Source organism: Streptococcus infantis (assembly GCF_018499575.1).
GTDB classification, from domain to species: domain Bacteria; phylum Bacillota; class Bacilli; order Lactobacillales; family Streptococcaceae; genus Streptococcus; species Streptococcus infantis_K.
Genome location: NZ_JAHDAP010000001.1, coordinates 165,690 through 184,405, shown reverse-complemented (window position 1 = coordinate 184,405; position 18,716 = coordinate 165,690). Strand labels below are relative to the sequence as shown.

Sequence of the window (18,716 nt, the reverse complement as noted above, 5' to 3'; positions counted from 1 at the left end):
ATTAGCCTTTTAAGAATAATGAGTTATGAGTCATTATTCTTCCTTGCGTTTGCCATTTAGGAATGCTGCTGATAAGGCTAGACTGAGACCTGCTAGGAAAATTGCTGTATCAGATTGACTTTCACCAGTTTCTGGAAGTCTTGCTGAGTCTGCTTTCCCTAAAGTATTTTCAAGGACTTGTGAACCCTGGGTCTGTTTAGCAGAAGCCTGAGTTTCTGAAGGTTTATCAGATAAACCTCGAATATCGGCAACAGGTTTGTCGATTGTTGGAGCTGCTTGATTCCCTGAGGTACCTAAAGGACCTGTGTATTCTGGGAGCTCGTTCTTATCTGCTTGCACAGCATTGACTCCACCCTTGAATTCAGGCACTTCATTTTTAGCAGCTTCAACCCAATTAACTCCGCCCTTGAATTCAGGCACTTCATTTTTAGCAGCTTCAACCCAATTAGCTCCGCCCTTGAACTCTGGAACTTCATTTTTAGCGGCTTCGACCCAATTAACTCCGCCCTTGAACTCTGGAACTTCAACGATTGGGGCTGCTTGGTCACCTGCAGTACCGATAAAGTCGCTATATTCTGGGACTTCGACAACTGGGGCTGGCTCCTCACCTACAGTTCCAATAGGGGCTGTGTATTCTGGAATTTCAAGAACAGGAGCTGGCTCGTCACCCTTGCTACTTGTAACAAGTGCTTTCACTCCTACTTCAACAATTTGATCTTTTGCATCTATTGTTTCAGTGTGAACAATTTTACGACTTGTTCCTAATATTTCGACATAGTCTACTTTTTCTCCATTTTTACCTTCTGAGACGATACGACGTTCATCTTTGGCTAGTTCACTATTCTCACGAATAATTTCCTTAAATGGAATAACAGCTTTCTCAACTTCGAGACTTGGACGGTCTAGGACAAGAGCTTGATCATCCACTGCATGACTAGCTTCTGAACCCGCCTCAAAGTGAAGACGATATTCTTTAACGAGACTACCATCTTTAGCAAGAAGTCGAACAAGTGTTGGAAGATTGTCTTGGCTTGACTCAACGACAGTCGCTACAGCATGACCACTTGTTTGGACAGTCACTTTTGGTTTCGCTCCATTTGAAGTCAATCGATATTCTGAAACAGTAGAATCAAAGTTTTCCAATGCTTTTCCAGCAACTGAAATAGTAACTGCAGGTGTTTCTGAATCACTTGCTTTAGCTGGAGAAAAAGCACTAAACTCAACCATTGCGAGGCCATTAGTGGTTGATTTGCGAGTCATACGTGCGCGAATAGCGGTTGTCTGTATTGGATCAAAGGTAAATTCGATTGGTTTACCAGCCTCGATTGCGCTAGATGCCTTATAAGGAATTTCTTGCCAATTCTCTGCCTTGTTAAACGGATGATCCGCATTTTCCTCATAACGTGAAATAGTGCTTGGTTCAGAATAAGCTGGTCCAACATATCTTTCGAGTACCATTGTCGCTGGTGCATCTGTACCACTGTCTTTGAAGAACTGAATGGCTACTTTTCCAACCGATTTAGGTGTAATCTGACCATTCTTCTTAAAGAGTACTCCTACAGATACCTCTTGGTCTTTTGGAGTACGAGACCAGTTGGTCCAACGTCCATCTTCATTAAATCGACCATCGTTGATATAGAAGATTCTATCATTAGAAGCAGCCTGGGTATCGTTTGTGGTAGACGCAAAAGCTTTAGAATCAGTCGCATTATTGCTTGCATTCTCAGAGATAACTTGATTTCCTCTGGCAAGAACGGTTACTTGCATCTTAGTTGTCAGGTCTGTTCCTAGGATATGACCAAGCACTTCAAAGGTACCTTCTTGGTCTGTCGCATGTTCAGGGACTCCATCCCATTCTACGGCTAGTTTATCTGTCGTCCAATCTGTTTGTGATGGATAATAGACTGTCACTTCTGTAGGTAGTTGAAGCTTATCACCAACATTTAATGTCACAGCACCATTTTCTGCAGCTGCTGGTTGTGTAGATTCTTTTTGACCATCGCGGAAGATACGGTATTCTTTCAAGATGGTTCCGTCTTCTGCCTTCAAAATGAGACGAGTTGCTCCTGTTGAACTTGTGGCAGGGACAATCGTTACTACACCATTGTTGCTAGCTGTTGCAGTGATTTCTTTACTAGTTTGAGCAATATGGTAGTCTGTCTTAGACGGATTGAAATGCTCAAGCTTTTGACCATCTACTTTGATCGTAATGTCTGAACTTGTAGCACTTGGAACCTTATTTCCTAGGATTGTAATTTCAGTCAAACCGACACCGGCAGTTCCATTTGCTTTCTTCATGCGAATACGAACTGCATAGGTCTCAACCTTGTCAAACGTAAAGTGGTTAGTTTGGCTTGAGGATAATTGTCCTGGTGCTTTGAGATGTTCAACTTCTTTCCAGTTGGCGGCATTGTTAAATGGATGCTTGGCATCTCCTTGAGCATGATTGACATCAGTTGGCAGATCTGGAATTTCTTGACCAACATAGTATTCGATGACATATTCTTTTGGAAGTCCGATTGCACCATCTGTGTAGAAATCAACTGCAAGATTATCAACAAAGCGTTTGGTCAAATCTCCTGAATTACCAAATAAGATAGATGCCCAATCATTATCTGTACCAGTTTGCCATGTAGTCCATCGATTCTTGACATCTGTATTGGCTCTTGAAACTGTCAAGTCGTTCAAGGTATTTGCCGAATCATCCCCACCAGTATTGGATACGATGGCTGCTGGCAATTGTGAACCAGTCCATTGTTTAGAGATATTATTTCCTGCAACAACCTGACTGGAAACACGCACATGAGCCTTGGTAGTCAAATGACTTCCAACCAATTGACCTTTGATTTCAAAGATTCCTTCAGTTTGGCTAAAGTTGGCTGGAACCTTGTCCCAAACGACATCTTTATAAACAGTTGTTCCATTAGAATGGTAGGCGCGTACATTAGCTGGCAATTGAACAGTTTCACCCTTAGGAAGAGTAAGGCTGATTTCTTCTGCGACCTGCAATCCTTCAACAGTCACATTAGCTACAGCTTCAATGTCTGTACCTTCTACATGACCTTTAAGGGTAAAGCTATGATAGCTAGCGAGTTCTTTTGCATCTACCTTGTCCCAAGTTACAGCTACCTTACGAGGCAAACCTTGGTCAAATTCTGCTCCGATTTGATCAGGCAAATTCGGTTGCTGATTGATATCTGTAGAGACTGAAACAGGATGAAGCTTAACAATTCTTTTGGCTACTTTGTTTTCTTTGATGGCCACTACAGTGGCTACAGATTGAGTCTTATCAGATTGATTGTCAATACGAGGAGTGAGGGTTACACTTCCTTTAGTGTAAAGTAGCAAGTTCTGTCCGTTTACTTCAAGATGTCCACCATCACTAGAGCTAGCATCCAAGTGAATATCTGATGCTGAAAATTCACTCTGCGAACCATCTTCGTAATGTCCAATGACATGATAAGGGAGGACTTGATCTTCTGTTGCATTTTCTTTACCTTCTACACTTACTTCCAAGCGTGTCAAGGCAGGGGCTTCCTTCACGAATTGAATCAAATAAGTTTGAACCAAATCACCCTTTTGGTTACTCAAGAACACAGAAGCCTGATAATCATTAGCAGCCGAAGCCTGTTGAACTGTTACTTGGTAGCCAGTAGTTTGTGCACCCACACTTGGAATCTCAGCACTGTAAGGAAGGGTTACTCGGTAATAGGTCTTTCCAGATTCAAAGTCAGCAAGAGCCTTGTCACCAACAGTGAGACCTGTAACAGTGCTTTCGGTTTCCTGATTACTTGCGATAAAGGTCGCTTTCACCTCATAGTCATTACCTACTAATTTACCAATTGCTTCAGTACGTCCACCTTCTTTGGTCAAGGCAGATGGATCTTTCAAGGTCCAAGAAACGACATCCGCATCAACCAAATTCCCATCTGACAAAACAGCTGTAACAGTCTTATCCAAATCTTCTACGCTTGTACCAACAGGAACAGTTGCAACTTTAGGTAACCACTTATCAAGGGCAATGACCTTGACAAGGGCCTCAGCCTTGGATTCGATACCTTCCACACTACCTAGGACTTTTTTCGCGCCAGCACTTGCACGGAGATTGTCCGGAATATCCCAAGTTACTGTTTTTTCTTCGACACTACCATCGCTATAAATAGCTGTCACAGTTTCTGGCAATTTAGGATTTTCGCTGACATCAGTAGTTGCCTTAACAGGGGCAAAAGCGACAAAGTGGCGATTTTCTTTCTTGCCTGAAACGGTTGTGACTGTTGCTTGATCAGAAGCCAAGCCTGCAGAATCCGCATAAAGAGTGAATTTCCCTTCTTTTTCAGTAGATTTTACAATGACAACACCTTTACCATTGAAGGCTTTTCTTTGCCATGTACCATCTTTCTGAGCTTTATAACGTTCACGGCTAGCTTGTTCTCCATTGTCCACACCAACGATTTGCCCTTGCCCATGAAGATTGAAATGAACAAGATTATTTGCAGTTGGCACAACATTGCCGTCTTCATCAACGATTTCATAATGGATATAAGACAAATCTATACCGTCTGCAGTGATAACATGTTCTTCCTTAGTGAGACGAACTCTAGCAGGTTCTCCTGCTGTTGTTACACTATCACGCGCAATCTCTTTACCATTTTCATCACGAGCAATAGCAGTCAAGGTGCCTGGTTTATATTCCACCAACCACTCAAGATACAATTCACCAGGGTTAGCACCTTCATGATAAGGTCGACCATCCGCAGTGGTTTTCTTGGTGAATTCTTTCTTGCCGAGAGTCTTGTTGTTCAACAATAATTCTACACTAGCAGCGTTTGAGAAGGTCCGTACAGGAACCTTGCCATTGACTAGCATATTGCGTTCTCTAAGTGTCTCATCAGTCCAATTCCAGTGAGGCATGATACGAACTGTTGGTTTTTCTTTTGCACTATACCATTCACTACGGTAGAGATAGAAATCATTCTTAGGCAAACCAGCCGTATCGATAATACCGAAGAATGAGCTTTTCACTGGTGTATTGTCCTGGTTATGCCAAGGTGTTGGTTCACCGATATAGTCAAAACCAGTCCAGATGAACTGACCTGCATATCCGGCACGATCACGGTCGAAAGTCCAAGATTCAGTAGCTGTTCTCCCCCATCCAACACGGTCATTTCCGTAGTCGGATTGTTCATAATGACGATTACGACGGTTGTCATGGCTGAGTAAATGAGCAGGATCAAAGTAGGAATCACGAGTTCGAGTTGCTGAAGAAGTTTCTGAACCGTAAATTAACCAATCTGGATGAGCCCTACGAACAGCGTCATAGTTCCGTTCACCATAGTTCATCCCGACAGCATCCATGATTGCTGCCAATTTCAAGAACTCTCCTGTAGACCTATTACTAAATTTGTTCTCACCCATGGTCACATAGCGCTCTGTATCGATAGCTTTGATGACAGCTTTCAAGCGCTTGGCTGTTTCTAGTGAACGTTCTCCACCATCTGCTTCATCCACTTCATTACCGAGCGACCACATGATGATGGATGGATTATTTTTATCTCGTTCGACCATGGTTCTGAGGTCAAAATCAGACCACTTTTCACCCTTCTTAGCTTCTGGGTGAGTTGCGTCTTGGTCAAAGAAACGTCCATAGTCATACGTTTTCTTACCACGATACCAAGTATCAAAGGCTTCTTCTTGCACCAAAAGTCCTAGATTTGCTGCAGCATCGAGCAATTGTGGACTTGCTGGATTGTGGGTTGTACGGATAGAGTTAACTCCCATATCCTTCAAGAGTTTTAATTTACGATAGGTTGCCTTGTAGTTTTCTTCTGCTCCCAAGGCTCCATTGTCATGGTGAATACTAACCCCATGGAATTTCATTCTCTCACCGTTAAGAGAGAAGCCATCCTTGGCTGTCCAGTTGAAATAACGATAACCAAAAGTATCTTCTGTTACATCAACTAGCTGACCTTCATTGTAAACCTTTGTTTTTAGAACATAGAGCTGAGGATGGTAACTTTTTGTTGTCCAGAGGGTTGGCTTGTTAACCAAAATCGTTTGCTTAAAGTCTGCTGTCTCATTTCCTGACAAATTCTTGGTTACAGAACGAACTAAATCTGAAACAGCCTTACCTTCCTTGGTGAAAATCTGTTGCTCTACAAATACCTTGGCTAGAGTTTTGGCAGTGTTTTTAATCTTGCTTTGGATTTGTGTTTCAACATTGCCATCTTTTTGTTCAGCTAATTTTGGAGTTGTAATATGATTTCCATTTTCAGCCACTTGTACCTTGTCACGATAGCTCAGCGTCACATCACGATAGATACCACTTCCTGAGTACCAACGACTACTTGGCTGTTTATTGGTAACTTGGACAGCAATGGTATTTTCACTGCCATCTTTAGTTAAAAATTCAGTGATATCGTATGAAAAATGATTGTAACCACTAGGATAATGGCCAACAAATTTACCATTTACATAGACCTTAGAGTCCATGTAAACTCCATCAAAATTGATACGAACATCTTTGTCCTTTGCAGCTTCATCTACAGTGAAAGTCTTGCGATACCAAGCAGTACCACCGTTTAATTGGCCACCTTCATTTCGGGCAGGAGACTTATGATCAAAATCAAAATAAATACTCCAGTCATGAGGAAGGTTCAACTTAGACCAATCATGAACATCTACATCTTTCTTAGAAAAATCACCCTGAGCATTTAATTTAAAGTACCAGTCTTTGTTGAAATTTTGTTTTCTTTCCTGTAAAAGTTGGTCTTCTTTTTCTTTCTCCTTAGTGACTTGAGGTAATGCTGTTGCAGAAGTATTTTCTTCCTTAACTTTATCACTAGTTACTGGTTTATTCTGATTAGCTTCAGTAGCATGTTCTTCCAAAACTGCTGGCTTTTCAGAACTAGCTTCTGAAACTGTAGGCGCTTTTTCATCCACTGCAGTTGCTGGTTTTTCAGCTTTATCTTCCTTAGGACTGACTACTTCCGCTTTCTTTTCTTCCTTAGGACTTGTTACCTCAGGCTCTTTTTCTTCCGTTGCTGGTTTTGCGGGTTCAACCGCATCATTTTCTTCTTTTTCAGTAGCCTTATCTTGTGGGCCATTTTGCTCAGCTTTTGCAATGGCTGCAGCTAGATCATCTGGAAGTTTATCTAAAGGTTGAACTTGATGAATTGTTTCTTCGCTAGGACTAGCTGTTTCTGCTTCAGCTGCTTGCGCTACCTGAAGACCAAAAATACTAGCTCCAATCATAACTGAAGCCGCACCAATAGCAAACTTACGAATACTAAAATGACACCGTTTTTCAAAAAATCTCTTATCCATTATGGTTCCTTTCTATATTGTAGTAAGCGATTACATTTTTCTTCAAAAAATAAACCTCCCTCTAGACGCTTACTTATTTTTGCATATACATATTGATGTTTTTAATATATCAAAATAGTAGAACTTTTTCAATAATTTGTAGAAGTTTTACTGGAATTTTAGTAGAAATCGAGCAAAAAAACAAGTTCTTTTTAGAACTTGTCTTGAAATATCTATCAATAATTACAGAAATGATCAATCTTTACCCAAACTACGCAATGCAGCCTGATAAGTCTGCTCCATCAGCATGGTAATGGTCATAGGTCCTACTCCACCAGGTACAGGTGTAATATGGCTAGCGACTGGGGCTACAGCATCGTAGTCAACATCTCCACAGAGTTTGCCATTTTCATCTCTGTTCATCCCCACATCAATGACAACTGCCCCAGGTTTGACAAAATCAGTAGTCACGAACTTAGCACGACCGATTGCTACTACAAGAATGTCGGCTTTAGAAGCTACTTGGGCTAGATTGTGAGTGCGTGAGTGGGTCAAGGTTACAGTTGCATTTTTAGCTAACAGCAACTGAGCCATGGGTTTCCCAACAATATTTGAACGACCAATGACGACCGCATTTTTTCCTTCCAGCTCAATCCCATACTCATGAAACATCTCCATAATCCCTGCTGGAGTTGAAGGAATCATCACTGGGTGACCAGACCAAAGACGCCCCATGTTGAGCGGATGAAAACCATCTACATCCTTTTCAGGGTCAATAGCCAATAAAACTGCCTCTTCATCGATGTGTTTTGGCAATGGCAACTGGACTAAGATTCCATGCCATGCTGGATCTTGGTTGTATTTGGCAATCAACTCCAACAATTCTTCTTGAGTAATGGTTTCCGGAACACGTACAACTTCACTTTGGAAGCCCGCTGCAATAGCTGAACGTTCCTTGTTACGAACGTAAACCTGGCTAGCAGGATTTTCTCCTACTAAAATAACGACTAATCCAGGAACCAAACCTGTCTCGTCCTTCAATTTCGCAGTTTTTTCAGCCAGTTGTCCTTGTAGCTTGGTTGCTAAAGCCTTCCCATCAATAATCTGTGTCATGTATTTTCTCTTTTCTAACAAATATTCTCTATTATAACAAAAAATCGCTCGACCTTCTAACACTTCTTACCTAAGATTCCCTATAGTCTGAAACTATAAGAAAAAGCCCACTTAGAGCTTTTCATGATATTTTACAAAACCTTACTCAAGAAATCTTTGGTTCTTTGTTCTTGGGTTTGTTCAAAGACTTGCTCTGGCGTTCCATCTTCGACAACAACACCATCAGCCATAAAGATGACACGATCTGCCACTTCACGAGCAAAGCCCATTTCATGCGTTACGATAACCATAGTCATTCCTGACTTAGCAAGTTCTTGCATAACCGCAAGTACTTCCCCTACCATCTCAGGGTCTAGGGCAGAAGTTGGTTCATCAAAGAGTAGGACATCTGGTTCCATGGCTAGACCACGCGCGATAGCGATACGCTGTTGTTGCCCTCCCGACAAACTTTGTGGATAGGCATTTGCCTTATCTGGCAAACCAACCTTTTCCAAGAGCTTATGCGCTCTCTTCTCAGCCACTTCCTTACTTTCTCCCTTAGTCTTAATCGGAGAAAGTGTAATGTTTTCCATGACTGTCATATTCGGGAAGAGATTGAACTGTTGGAAAACCATTCCCATCTTTTCGCGCATGGCAAAAAGGTCATTTTTCTTATCCGTAATGTCTACACCTTCAAAGATAACCTTTCCTTTTGTAGCTTCTTCGAGGAGATTCATGGAGCGAAGGAGGGTTGACTTACCGCTACCAGATGGTCCAATAATGACCACTACTTCCCCTTTTTTGATTTCAAGATCAATCCCTTTTAAAACTTCATTCTTTCCAAAGCTTTTATGAAGGTTTTCAATTTTAATTAGCGTTTCAGTCATTATTTCTTATCTCCTTGTCCCATACGATTTTCAAAAGCTTTCAAGGCTAGTGTCAAGATAGATGTCATAATCAAGTAGTAAAAGGCTGCGAATAGAAGTGGAGTTAAAGGTAAGTAGGTGGTTGTAGACACTGTAGTTGCACCGTTCCACAATTCCATAACTCCGATAGCTGACAAGAGCGAGCTATCTTTGATAATAGTGATAAACTCATTTCCTAAAGAAGGCAAGATATTTTTGATAGCCTGTGGCAAAATAACATAGCGCATGGCATTCTTAGGGCGAATACCTAGTGAATACGCTGCTTCTAATTGTCCTTTTGGCACTGCATTAATCCCAGCACGAACAGTTTCTGATACATAGGCACCACTATTCATAGAGATAATGATAATCCCTGGGATCAAACGAGTAAGATCAACATCTAAAATCCCGATTTGAATAGTCGGAGCACTAATATGCATCAAGGCAAAAGCAATCATAATCTGCACCATCATCGGAGTCCCACGGAAGACCCAGATATATAGATTGGCAAACCAGGCAAGTGGTTTAATCTTTGAACGTTGTGCAAAGGCCAATAGCACTCCTAGAATAGTCCCCAAGAAGACCACCAAGATAGATATGATAATTGTTACAACGGCACCATAGTTAAAATATGGTAGATATTTCGGTAAAAAAGAAAAATTCATGGATACTCTACTTTCTGTTTTTAATATTTAAACTTAAAACTTGTATAAGGATAACATATTTTGCATAAAAATTCAACATTTTCTCCTGATATTTTCAATAAATTTTCAAAGACGATAGAAATAGCGAGAAATCTTAGTTTTTTTCTAGTCAAGTAGAGTCTGTTTATGGTAAAATAGTAAAGATAAGAAATGGAGGAGAATCAAAATGGAATCACATTTGGTTAGAATCATCAATCGCTTAGAAGCAATGACTAAAGATGGTGGTAACTTAAAACGTAACTTTGAACGCGAAGGAGTTGTTGTCGCAGAGGTTGCTTTTAACCACGACGAAGAAAACGGACCACTTTTCACACTTCGTGACGTTGAAGCTCGTGAAACGTATACATTTGATAGCATTGACTTGATTGCGATGGAAATCTACGAACTTTTATACTAATAGTTGAATATGGGCTGGAGGATACTCCTGCTTTGACCAATGAAAATCCTTTTTGCATGACAAATTGGATTTTTCTTTTTATCACTAAAGTCTAGTAAGAATTGCCTAGTATGTTGAATTTTAACAAGCAATCTTTTTGCTTGCTTTCCCCTTTAATCATGATATAATGAGACTAAAGAACTTTGACTATTTTTGACCTTTCTATTTTAGTCAAATCCAAGAAAGAAACGAGGTAGAGGTATGCTCTGTCAAAATTGTAAAATCAATGACTCAACAATCCATCTATACACAAATCTTAATGGGCAACAAAAACAAATCGATCTTTGCCAAAATTGCTACAAAATTATCAAAACAGATCCTAACAATAGCTTATTCAAAGGCATTACAGATTTAAACAATCGTGATTTTGATCCATTTGGAGACTTCTTCAATGATTTGAACAACTTTAAACCTTCTTCTAATAATAATGTTCCTCCAACCCAGTCAGGTGGTGGATACGGTGGTAATGGGGGTTATGGTTCTCAAAATCGTGGACCAGCTCAAACACCTCCTCCTAGCCAAGAAAAGGGCCTCTTGGATGAGTATGGTATCAATATAACTGAGATTGCCCGTCGTGGAAATGTCGACCCAGTTATCGGCCGTGACGAAGAAATCATCCGTGTCATTGAAATCCTCAACCGTAGAACTAAAAACAACCCAGTACTGATTGGGGAGCCTGGTGTTGGTAAGACAGCAGTTGTCGAAGGCTTAGCACAGAAAATTGTAGACGGTGATGTTCCCCACAAACTTCAAGGGAAAGAAGTCATCCGCCTAGATGTCGTGAGTCTTGTTCAAGGCACAGGAATTCGTGGCCAGTTCGAAGAGCGCATGCAAAAACTCATGGAAGAAATCCGTGAGCGCAAAGATGTCATCCTCTTTATCGACGAAATTCACGAAATTGTCGGTGCTGGTTCTGCTGGAGACGGGAATATGGATGCAGGCAATATCCTCAAACCAGCCCTATCTCGTGGCGAACTTCAGTTAGTGGGTGCTACTACCCTCAATGAATACCGCATCATCGAAAAGGATGCAGCCCTTGAGCGCCGTATGCAACCTGTCAAAGTTGATGAACCAACTGTGGAAGAGACTATTATTATCCTTAAAGGTATTCAAAAGAAATACGAAGATTACCACCACGTTCATTATACTGACGGAGCTATCGAAGCGGCTGCTACTCTTTCTAACCGCTACATCCAAGATCGTTTCTTGCCAGATAAGGCTATTGACCTTCTAGATGAAGCTGGTTCAAAAATGAACTTAACCTTGAATTTTGTGGATCCTAAGGTCATCGACCAACGCTTAATCGAAGCAGAAAATCTCAAGGCTCAAGCAACTCGAGACGAAGACTTTGAAAAAGCAGCCTACTTCCGTGACCAGATTGCCAAATATAAGGAAATGCAAAAGACTAAGGTAACGGATCAAGATACCCCAATCATCAGCGAAAAGACGATTGAACACATTATTGAACAAAAGACCAATATTCCGGTTGGTGATTTGAAAGAAAAAGAACAGTCTCAACTGATCAACCTAGCAGATGACCTCAAGGCTCATGTTATCGGTCAAGATGATGCTGTTGATAAGATTGCCAAGGCTATCCGTCGTAACCGTGTTGGTTTAGGTACTCCAAACCGTCCAATTGGTAGCTTCCTCTTTGTTGGTCCTACTGGTGTCGGTAAGACAGAACTTTCTAAACAACTAGCCATCGAACTCTTTGGTTCTGCTGACAGCATGATTCGCTTTGATATGAGCGAATACATGGAAAAACATAGTGTTGCCAAACTCGTCGGTGCCCCTCCAGGATACGTCGGTTATGATGAGGCTGGACAATTGACCGAAAAAGTCCGTCGTAACCCCTACTCACTGATCCTATTGGATGAAGTTGAAAAGGCCCATCCAGATGTCATGCATATGTTCCTTCAAGTATTGGATGATGGCCGTTTAACGGACGGTCAAGGGCGAACTGTTAGCTTTAAGGATGCCATCATTATCATGACCTCAAATGCAGGTACTGGAAAAGCTGAAGCTAGTGTTGGATTTGGTGCAGCTAGAGAAGGTCGTACAAACTCTGTCCTTGGAGAATTAGGCAACTTCTTTAGTCCAGAATTCATGAACCGCTTTGATGGTATTATTGAATTTAAGGCTCTCAGCAAGGAAAATCTCCTACAAATCGTTGACCTCATGCTGGATGATGTGAATAAACGTCTCTCAAGCAATAACATCCACTTAGATGTAACAGATAAGGTTAAAGAAAAACTTGTAGACCTTGGTTACGATCCAAAAATGGGAGCTCGTCCACTCCGTCGTACCATCCAAGACTATATCGAAGATGCCATTACAGACTACTACCTTGAAAATCCAAGTGAAAAAGACCTCAAGGCAGTCATGACAAGTAAAGGTAAAATCGTGATTAAGTCCAAAAATAAAACTGAAACAGTCGAGTCAAACGACTAGTTCCTCACATACAAAAGAATGTTCTTGCTTGACAGTGAGAACATTCTTTACTATTATAGAAAGAAAGCGCACTCACGAAGGAGAATCTTATGACAATTCCAACATTTGGAGAAAAAAAAGAGGGAGTAACCTACAAAAATCGATATGGGGTTTATGCAGTCATTCCAGACCAAAACCATGAAAAGATTATCCTCGTACAAGCTCCAAATGGTGCATGGTTCTTACCAGGGGGCGAAATTGAAGAAGGTGAAAATCACCTTGAAGCTCTCAAACGAGAATTGATTGAAGAATTAGGATTTACAGCTGAAATCGGCACCTACTACGGGCAAGCTGATGAATATTTCTATTCCAGCCATCGTGATACCTACTACTACAATCCAGCCTATCTCTACGAAACCACTTCTTACCAAGAAATTCAAAAACCTCTCGAAGACTTCAATCATCTAGCTTGGTTCCCAATCGATGAAGCTATTACTAACTTAAAACGTGGAAGTCACAAATGGGCGATTGAAGCTTGGAAAAAACAACATCAAATTTAAACTATCTTTACCAAATTTCTCAAAAAGTGCTATAATAGACATAGAAATATAGGAGGAAACCTTATGAAGCTCATCAATACTACAAATTCACACTCGCTTCTTGTTAAAAGTCAGTTAGAAAGCACTGACGCAACTCTTGTAGAAGTCTATTCTGCAGGTAACACAGATGTTATTTTTACTCAGGCACCGCTTCATTACGAAATCCTCATTTCCAATAAACATCGTGCAATCCGTGAAAAAGAAATTGAGAAAATCCAAGAATTCTTCTTAAATCGTAAAATTGATAAACAAGTTATTGATGAAGCAAATATTAAAACCCTCTATTCTGATAAATTGATTGAGATTTCAATCCCTACAAAATAGAATTAATCTACCCTACAGTTAAAACTGCGGGGTATTTTAATGCTTTTTTTCTGTACATTTCTAAAATAACCACCATGTCTAAACTTTTTGTGAAAAATTCACACTTTAATCGAAAAATATGAGAAATTTCGTTATAATAGATAGAGAGATTTTAATGAAGGAGTTTGATATGAAAGAAATAGTATACAGAGAAGCCAGGCTAGATGAATATCAAAAAATTGGAAAAGTATTGGCTGGTGCCTTTATGGACTACCCTTTCATGACTCTTATCAAAGATGATTTAAAGAAACCAGAATATTACCCAGCATTTTTAGAATTATTGGATAGCCTTCTGACCAAACTCTATATCAAAGGAGAGACCTGTCTGATAGCTGAACAAGACGGGGAAATCATGGCCGTTGCCCTCCTGCAACAAAAGGATTTTTCTATTCTTTCTTATTTGTTGAATGGTATGGTCAAGCTTTTCCGTTTTATTACTCCTCGCAATCTCTTGAAATATCTTGATTTGGTGGAACGTTCCGAACAGCATTTGAAAAGATCAGGAAATTTTGACTGGTATTTGATGATGTTAGGAGTCAACGCTTCAATCCAAAACCAAGGAATCGGGAGTGCATTCCTACAAGAAGGTGTTGAACCCTATCTTAAAGCCAAAGGTTGCAAACGTCTAGGCTTAATCACCAGCACTGAGAAAAATGTGTGTTTCTATGAAAAAAACAAGTATGAATTACTGGATTCCATGGTATTAGACTACGGAACAAAGTCAATTGGAAACTGGGCTTTTGTAAAAATACTAGATAAGTAATTATAAACTAAAAAAAGATTGGCCCTTAGACCAATCTTTTTCTTTTTTATTTCACTGCTTCTTTCAAGGCATCAACCTTATCCAAGCGTTCCCATGGAAGATCAATATCTGTACGCCCCATATGTCCATAAGCCGCTGTTTGACGGTAGATTGGACGTTTGAGGTCCAGCATTTGGATGATTCCTGCTGGGCGAAGGTCAAAGATTTGACGCGCTGCTGCTTCTAATTTGCTTTCAGCAACTGTTCCTGTACCGAAGGTATCGATACGAACAGATACAGGGTGAGCCACCCCAATCGCGTAAGCCAATTGCACTTCTGCTTTCTTAGCAAGACCTGCAGCAACAATGTTTTTAGCAATGTAGCGAGCTGCATAAGAAGCTGAACGGTCCACCTTAGTCGCATCCTTACCAGAGAAGGCACCACCACCGTGACGTGAATAACCACCATAGGTATCCACGATGATTTTACGACCAGTCAAACCTGAATCTCCTTGAGGTCCTCCGATAACGAAACGACCTGTTGGATTGATGAAGAATTTAGTTTCGTCGTCAAGATAAGAAGCTGGAATCACTTCCTTGATGACCTTATTAATCACATCTTCGTGGATTTGGTCATTACTCACTTCTGGATCGTGTTGAGTTGAAATAACAACTGTATCCACGCGCACTGGACGGTCATTTCCATCATACTCAACAGTGACCTGTGATTTGGCATCTGGACGAAGATAGCTGATTTCACCAGATTTGCGGAGCTCTGCCAAACGACGAACCAACTTGTGACTAAGTGAAATCGGTAATGGCATGAGTTCTTCTGTTTCATCCACTGCAAAACCAAACATGAGACCTTGGTCTCCAGCTCCAATCAAGTCAAGTGGATCTTGGTCTGCATTCCCACGAACTTCTAGGGCTTCATTAACCCCTTGGGCAATGTCAGGAGATTGTTCCACCAAAGATGGATGTACCCCTACCGTCTCAGCAGAGAAACCATATTCTGTATTGGTATAGCCAATTTCTGCAATCGTATCGCGAACAACACGGTTAATATCCACATAAGCATTTGTTGAAATTTCACCGAAAACATGTACGGAACCAGTATAAACAGCTGTTTCAGCCGCAACGTGTGCCTCTGGATCTTGCTCTAAAATAGCATCCAAGATAGCATCTGAAATTTGGTCTGCAATCTTATCTGGATGCCCCTCAGATACAGATTCAGACGTGAATAATTTACGTTCTGACATAAAAATGTCCCCCCTTAAAAAATATTCGTTATAGAGTTACAAAGAACTGGTAGGAAGAGTATTTACAACCAATCCCACCACCTTATCGGGACCATATAACCTAACTATTATAACACGAATCTTTGAAAAATACTCGTACGATTGCTATTTTTCTTACTAGGAAAATGTTTTCTAATCTGAAGCAAATAAAAACTCTTAAAATAGATGAGTTTCTACTCTAAGAGTGATGTTATAAACTAATTATTTTCTAGATAAAATTCAAACCGTTCTCCGACGTATTGGCTCTTTACATACTCAAAAGCCGTTCCGTCATCAAAGTAAGAAACCTGAGTCAAACCTAAAATAGCATGCCCTTTTTCAACTTCTAAGTAATGAGCTATCTTTTCTTTTGCTAAACGCGCATATATGGTCTGGTGAGATTTACCAATTCGATAACCATGCTCTTGCAAGGTTTGAAAGAAGTGCTTGGTTACTTCTTCTTTTTTGAAATTTTTGATAAATTTCTCAGGAATCGACGCCACTTCATAGACAACAGGAACTTTATCGGCATAGCGAACACGCTCCATACGAATGATATTGTCAGTTGGCAGTAAACCTAGTTTAGCCACTTCTTGCTCATTTGGAATGGTTCGGCGATAAGAAATCAAGTGACTAGACGGAGTTCTCCCTTGAGCTTTAACAATCTCCGTAAAACTAGTTGTTCCACGCATTCTTTCCTGAACACGTGTACTTGAAACAAAGGTCCCACTACCTACACGTCGTTCCAAAACCCCTTCTTCAACCAAAAGAGAGATTGCTTGACGTAAGGTCATGCGGCTAACGGCAAATTCTTCTGCTAAATCTCGCTCACTTGGAAGTCTTTCCCCAATTTTCCAACTTCCCTCATCAATGTCTTTCTTGATTTGGTCGTGGATTTTCATATAAGCTGGTAACATGCTTGATCACTTCTTTTCTTTATTTTTTCCATTGTACCGTAACTCATAGGGAAAAGTCAAACCGCACTTGTTTGGTTGGTAATTCTAACCCTTTTATGATAGAATATTCAAGAAGATATTTCTTTGAAGAAAGGGAAAAGATGAGCAACATTTCAACTGATTTGCAAGATGTCGAAAAGATCATCGTACTGGACTATGGTAGCCAGTATAACCAACTTATCTCACGCCGTATCCGTGAGATTGGTGTCTTTTCAGAACTAAAAAGTCACAAGATTTCGGCTGACGAAGTCCGTGCTATCAATCCTATCGGGATTGTACTTTCAGGTGGTCCAAACTCTGTTTACGAAGAAGGATCATTTGATATTGATCCAGAGATTTTTGAACTTGGAATTCCGATTTTGGGGATCTGCTATGGTATGCAGCTATTGACTCACAAGCTTGGTGGTAAGGTTGTTCCTGCAGGCGATGCTGGTAACCGTGAATACGGTCAATCAACATTGACTCACACAGAATCTGCTCTTTTTGCTGGAACTCCAGAAGAACAACTTGTCTTGATGAGCCACGGAGATGCTGTTACAGAAATCCCTGCTGATTTCATTCGTACTGGTACATCAGCTGACTGTCCTTATGCATCAATCGAAAATCCAGACAAGAAAATCTATGGTATCCAATTCCACCCAGAGGTTCGTCATTCAGTTCACGGCTATGATATCCTTCGTAACTTTGCCTTGAATATCTGTGGTGCCAAAGGTGACTGGACTATGGATAACTTTATCGAGATGCAAATCAAACAAATCCGTGAGAAAGTTGGAGACAAACGTGTCCTCCTTGGTCTCTCTGGTGGTGTTGACTCTTCTGTTGTCGGGGTTCTGCTCCAAAAAGCTATCGGTGATCAATTAATCTGTATCTTTGTAGACCACGGTCTTCTCCGTAAAGGTGAAGCTGACCAAGTTATGGATATGCTTGGTGGTAAGTTTGGTTTGAACATTGTCAAAGCAGACGCTGCCAAACGTTTCCTTGATAAATTGGCTGGTGTGTCTGATCCAGAACAAAAACGTAAGATTATCGGTAACGAGTTTGTTTATGTCTTTGATGACGAAGCAAGTAAACTAAAAGATGTGAAATTCCTTGCTCAAGGTACTCTTTATACAGACGTTATAGAGTCAGGTACAGATACCGCTCAAACAATCAAGTCTCACCACAACGTTGGTGGACTTCCAGAAGACATGCAGTTTGAACTCATCGAGCCACTTAACACTCTTTACAAAGATGAAGTTCGTGCCCTCGGTACTGAGCTTGGTATGCCAGATAATATCGTATGGCGCCAACCATTCCCAGGTCCAGGTCTTGCCATCCGTGTCATGGGTGAAATCACTGAAGAAAAACTTGAAACAGTTCGTGAATCAGATGCTATCCTTCGTGAAGAAATCGCTAAAGCAGGTCTTGACCGCGACATCTGGCAATACTTCACTGTTAACACTGGCGTTCGTTCAGTAGGTGTTATGGGAGATGGTCGTACTTATGACTACACTATCGCTATCCGCGCTATCACTTCTATCGATGGAATGACAGCTGATTTTGCGAAGATTCCATGGGAAGTACTCCAAAAAATCTCAGTTCGTATCGTAAATGAAGTTGATCACGTCAACCGCATCGTCTATGATATCACAAGTAAACCACCTGCAACTGTAGAGTGGGAATGATTTATAAACATGATTTGAAGTGAAATGGTTGATTTAACAGCATTTTCAGTTATTATAAAAGGTTAAAAATCAGTCAAAATTGATTGGTTCCCCACCAAAAACCCCACCAGAATTTTTCTGGTGAGGTTTTTTATATTAAATTTTATTCTTCTATTATTTGATGCTTTACTAACTTTCTTAATGCCTGGTTTTGAAAAAACAGTTCACAGTTGTTTTAAAGATAGAGTAAAACCACGTTTTCTTAGAA

At 40.6% G+C, this 18,716-nt stretch carries 12 protein-coding genes; 6 read left to right on the top strand and 6 right to left on the bottom strand.

Going from position 1 to position 18,716, the window contains the following annotated elements:
* Positions 1 to 33: 33 nt before the first annotated feature.
* The 4 genes from KJR31_RS00880 to KJR31_RS00865 all read right to left on the bottom strand — a co-directional run bounded on the left by KJR31_RS00880 (position 34) and on the right by KJR31_RS00865 (position 9,964).
* Positions 34 to 7,323: an SIALI-17 repeat-containing surface protein gene (locus tag KJR31_RS00880; RefSeq protein ID WP_214261654.1), complete on the bottom strand. Its 7,290-nt coding sequence runs from the start codon at positions 7,321 to 7,323 to the stop codon at positions 34 to 36.
* Positions 7,324 to 7,557: 234 nt separating this feature from the next.
* On the bottom strand, positions 7,558 to 8,415 hold the full coding sequence (locus KJR31_RS00875) for a bifunctional methylenetetrahydrofolate dehydrogenase/methenyltetrahydrofolate cyclohydrolase (protein ID WP_250319663.1): 858 nt from the start codon (positions 8,413 to 8,415) through the stop codon (positions 7,558 to 7,560).
* Positions 8,416 to 8,546: 131 nt separating this feature from the next.
* Positions 8,547 to 9,281 (bottom strand): amino acid ABC transporter ATP-binding protein, encoded by a 735-nt coding sequence (locus KJR31_RS00870; RefSeq protein WP_214261652.1) that lies wholly within the window; start codon positions 9,279 to 9,281, stop codon positions 8,547 to 8,549.
* The gene (locus KJR31_RS00865; protein ID WP_045615436.1) at positions 9,281 to 9,964 is read right to left on the bottom strand and encodes an amino acid ABC transporter permease; all 684 of its coding nucleotides are present in this window, start codon (positions 9,962 to 9,964) and stop codon (positions 9,281 to 9,283) included. Before KJR31_RS00865 ends, KJR31_RS00870 begins: the two co-directional genes overlap by 1 nt.
* A gap of 205 nt (positions 9,965 to 10,169) precedes the next feature.
* Here KJR31_RS00865 and KJR31_RS00860 point away from each other — a divergent pair, with 205 nt between their 5' ends.
* The 5 genes from KJR31_RS00860 (at position 10,170) to KJR31_RS00840 (ending at position 14,594) form a co-directional block, all read left to right on the top strand.
* Positions 10,170 to 10,400 carry a DUF1797 family protein gene (locus KJR31_RS00860; RefSeq protein ID WP_004253825.1) on the top strand — a complete coding sequence of 77 codons (231 nt, stop codon included), beginning with the start codon at positions 10,170 to 10,172 and terminating at the stop codon, positions 10,398 to 10,400.
* Between the two features lie 240 nt (positions 10,401 to 10,640).
* Complete coding sequence (locus KJR31_RS00855; protein ID WP_214261651.1) at positions 10,641 to 12,890, top strand: ATP-dependent Clp protease ATP-binding subunit; 2,250 nt, start codon at positions 10,641 to 10,643, stop codon at positions 12,888 to 12,890.
* A gap of 89 nt (positions 12,891 to 12,979) precedes the next feature.
* Positions 12,980 to 13,429, top strand: coding sequence for an NUDIX hydrolase (locus tag KJR31_RS00850; protein WP_214261650.1), 450 nt, complete (start codon positions 12,980 to 12,982; stop codon positions 13,427 to 13,429).
* A gap of 63 nt (positions 13,430 to 13,492) precedes the next feature.
* Complete coding sequence (locus KJR31_RS00845; protein ID WP_016465570.1) at positions 13,493 to 13,792, top strand: DUF1827 family protein; 300 nt, start codon at positions 13,493 to 13,495, stop codon at positions 13,790 to 13,792.
* A gap of 169 nt (positions 13,793 to 13,961) precedes the next feature.
* Positions 13,962 to 14,594: a GNAT family N-acetyltransferase gene (locus tag KJR31_RS00840; protein ID WP_214261649.1), complete on the top strand. Its 633-nt coding sequence runs from the start codon at positions 13,962 to 13,964 to the stop codon at positions 14,592 to 14,594.
* A 46-nt stretch (positions 14,595 to 14,640) separates the two neighbouring features.
* Here KJR31_RS00840 and metK read toward each other — a convergent pair whose 3' ends face one another.
* Both metK and KJR31_RS00830 read right to left on the bottom strand, forming a co-directional pair.
* Positions 14,641 to 15,831 (bottom strand): methionine adenosyltransferase, encoded by a 1,191-nt coding sequence (metK, locus tag KJR31_RS00835; RefSeq protein ID WP_214261648.1) that lies wholly within the window; start codon positions 15,829 to 15,831, stop codon positions 14,641 to 14,643.
* 236 nt (positions 15,832 to 16,067) lie between these two features.
* Positions 16,068 to 16,766, bottom strand: coding sequence for a GntR family transcriptional regulator (locus tag KJR31_RS00830; RefSeq protein ID WP_074324254.1), 699 nt, complete (start codon positions 16,764 to 16,766; stop codon positions 16,068 to 16,070).
* A gap of 140 nt (positions 16,767 to 16,906) precedes the next feature.
* Between KJR31_RS00830 and guaA the strand changes: the two genes are divergently transcribed.
* Entirely contained in the window at positions 16,907 to 18,469 is a 1,563-nt protein-coding gene (gene guaA / locus KJR31_RS00825; protein ID WP_214261647.1) for a glutamine-hydrolyzing GMP synthase, read from the top strand.
* Positions 18,470 to 18,716 lie beyond the last annotated feature (247 nt).

Excerpts from the sequence above, each read along its gene's own strand:
- KJR31_RS00840 (WP_214261649.1), top strand. The coding sequence starts at position 13,962 with ATGAAAGAAATAGTATACAGAGAAGCCAGGCTAGATGAATATCAAAAA.
- metK (WP_214261648.1), bottom strand. The coding sequence starts at position 15,831 with ATGTCAGAACGTAAATTATTCACGTCTGAATCTGTATCTGAGGGGCAT.
- KJR31_RS00845 (WP_016465570.1), top strand. The coding sequence starts at position 13,493 with ATGAAGCTCATCAATACTACAAATTCACACTCGCTTCTTGTTAAAAGT.
- KJR31_RS00855 (WP_214261651.1), top strand. The coding sequence starts at position 10,641 with ATGCTCTGTCAAAATTGTAAAATCAATGACTCAACAATCCATCTATAC.
- KJR31_RS00880 (WP_214261654.1), bottom strand. The coding sequence starts at position 7,323 with ATGGATAAGAGATTTTTTGAAAAACGGTGTCATTTTAGTATTCGTAAG.
- KJR31_RS00860 (WP_004253825.1), top strand. The coding sequence starts at position 10,170 with ATGGAATCACATTTGGTTAGAATCATCAATCGCTTAGAAGCAATGACT.
- KJR31_RS00865 (WP_045615436.1), bottom strand. The coding sequence starts at position 9,964 with ATGAATTTTTCTTTTTTACCGAAATATCTACCATATTTTAACTATGGT.
- KJR31_RS00870 (WP_214261652.1), bottom strand. The coding sequence starts at position 9,281 with ATGACTGAAACGCTAATTAAAATTGAAAACCTTCATAAAAGCTTTGGA.
- KJR31_RS00830 (WP_074324254.1), bottom strand. The coding sequence starts at position 16,766 with ATGTTACCAGCTTATATGAAAATCCACGACCAAATCAAGAAAGACATT.
- KJR31_RS00875 (WP_250319663.1), bottom strand. The coding sequence starts at position 8,415 with ATGACACAGATTATTGATGGGAAGGCTTTAGCAACCAAGCTACAAGGA.
- KJR31_RS00850 (WP_214261650.1), top strand. The coding sequence starts at position 12,980 with ATGACAATTCCAACATTTGGAGAAAAAAAAGAGGGAGTAACCTACAAA.
- guaA (WP_214261647.1), top strand. The coding sequence starts at position 16,907 with ATGAGCAACATTTCAACTGATTTGCAAGATGTCGAAAAGATCATCGTA.